The sequence below is a fragment of the Nonomuraea purpurea genome, from assembly GCF_042650645.1.
Lineage (GTDB): Bacteria > Actinomycetota > Actinomycetes > Streptosporangiales > Streptosporangiaceae > Nonomuraea > Nonomuraea purpurea.
The window spans coordinates 1-1,143 of the sequence record NZ_JBHSBI010000091.1 but is presented as its reverse complement, the minus strand read 5'-3'; the positions used below and the strand labels follow the sequence as shown (position 1 = coordinate 1,143).

The 1,143-nt window shown below is 66.9% G+C and carries 1 protein-coding gene; it reads left to right on the top strand.

Going from position 1 to position 1,143, the window contains the following annotated elements; all coding sequences use genetic code 11:
* Positions 1-1,110: IS256 family transposase (locus tag ACFOY2_RS54650; RefSeq protein WP_379536111.1), on the top strand; the 1,110-nt coding region annotated here is incomplete at its 5' end.
* Between the last annotated feature and the right edge of the window lie 33 nt (positions 1,111-1,143).

The following is a 1,143-nucleotide window of genomic DNA, read 5'->3' as shown; positions in this document are numbered from 1 at the left end:
GTACGCAACGGTTACCACCAGCCGCGCGATCTGCTCACCGGCGTCGGCGCGATCGAGGTCAAAGCGCCGCGGGTCAACGACAAGCGCATCGAGGAGGAAACCGGCGAGCGTAAGCGGTTCTCCTCGGCGATCCTGCCCGCCTGGGCGCGCAAGACCCCGCAGATCAGCGAGGTGCTGCCGCTGCTGTACCTGCACGGCCTGTCTTCGGGAGACTTCGTCCCCGCGCTGGGCCGGTTCCTCGGCTCAACCGCCGGACTGTCGGCCTCGGTCATCACCCGGCTGACCGAGACCTGGAAGGGCGAACAGCGGGCCTTCGGCGAGCGGGACCTGTCCGGCGTGGACTACGTCTACCTGTGGGTTGACGGTATCCACGTCAACATCCGCCTGGAGGAGCACAAACTCTGCCTGCTGGTGATGATCGGGGTGCGCGCGGACGGACGTAAGGAGCTCGTCGCGCTCGCCGACGGCTACCGTGAGTCGACCGAGTCGTGGGCTGACCTGCTGCGCGATTGCAAGCGGCGCGGGATGCGCGCCCCGGTGCTGGCGGTCGGGGATGGGGCGCTCGGTTTCTGGGCCGCGCTGAGCGAGGTGTTTCCGCAGACCAGAGCCCAGAGGTGCTGGTTTCACAAGATCGCCAATGTGCTGGGGGCCATGCCGAAGTCTGCCCACCCGGCTGCGAAGAAGGCCTTGGCCGAGATCTGGAACGCCGAGGACAAGGAGCACGCCGAACGCGCGGTGAAGGACTTTCAGGCCCTCTACGGCGCCAAGTATTCCAAGGCCGTCGCCAAGGTGGTCGATGACCTCGACGAACTACTCGCCTTCTACGACTACCCCGCCGAGCACTGGGTGCATCTGCGCACGACCAACCCCATCGAGTCGACCTTCGCCACCGTCCGGCATCGGACCAAGGTCACCAAGGGTCCCGGCTCGCGCGCCGCCGGGCTGGCGATGGCCTTCAAGCTGATCGAGTCGGCGCAGAAGCGCTGGCGGGCGGTCAACGCACCACATCTCGTCGCCCTGGTCCGCGCCGGGGCGACATTCGTGGGCGGCAAGCTCGTCGAGCGGCCGGACGAGACGTCTCCCGAGGGGCGGTCACCCGTCGCTGCTTAAAGACTTTGATCCACAGGTATTGACGATTGCTCC